The 585-nt window shown below is 69.7% G+C and carries 1 protein-coding gene; it reads right to left on the bottom strand.

The window, feature by feature from the left end:
* Window positions 1-585, bottom strand: a 585-nt coding sequence (locus ACXJKJ_RS31400) for a solute carrier family 23 protein (RefSeq protein WP_457395567.1), incomplete at both ends; no start/stop codon positions are given.

The following is a 585-nucleotide window of genomic DNA, read 5'->3' as shown; positions in this document are numbered from 1 at the left end:
GCCAGGAAGAGCGCGGCCACCACCAGTGCGGTCAGCCCGGTGCGGCCACCGGCCTGCACGCCCGAGGCGCTTTCGGCAAAGGCGGTGGTGCTGCTGGTGCCGAGCAGCGAGCCGGCCACGATCGCGGTGCTGTCGGCCAGCAATGCGCGGCCGAAACGCTTCTGCGCGCCCGGCAGCTTGAGCAGGCCCGCACGTCCCACCACGCCATACAGCGTGCCGGTGGCATCGAACACTTCCACCAGCACGAACACCAGCACCACCTGCAGCAGCACCGCGATGGGCGCGCCGCCGTCGTGATGCAGCAGGCCGGGCAGGTCCAGTTGCAGGAAGGTCGGGGCCAGGCTCGGCGGCAGCGAGATCATCCCGTGGAACTGCACGTCACCGAGCAGCCAGGCCGCGCCGGTCACCGCCAGGATGCCGATCAGGATCGCACCGCGCACCTTGCGTGCTTCCAGGATCGCGATCAGCAGGAAGCCGGCCAGCGCCAGCAGCGGGGTTGCCGTATTGAGCGGGCCGAGTGCCACCAGGGTGTCGGTGTTGGCGATGATCACGCCGGACTTCTGCAGCGCGATGATCGCCAGGAAC

The organism is Roseateles sp. P5_E1 (assembly GCF_054049335.1).
This window is presented reverse-complemented; position numbering and strand designations above follow the sequence as displayed.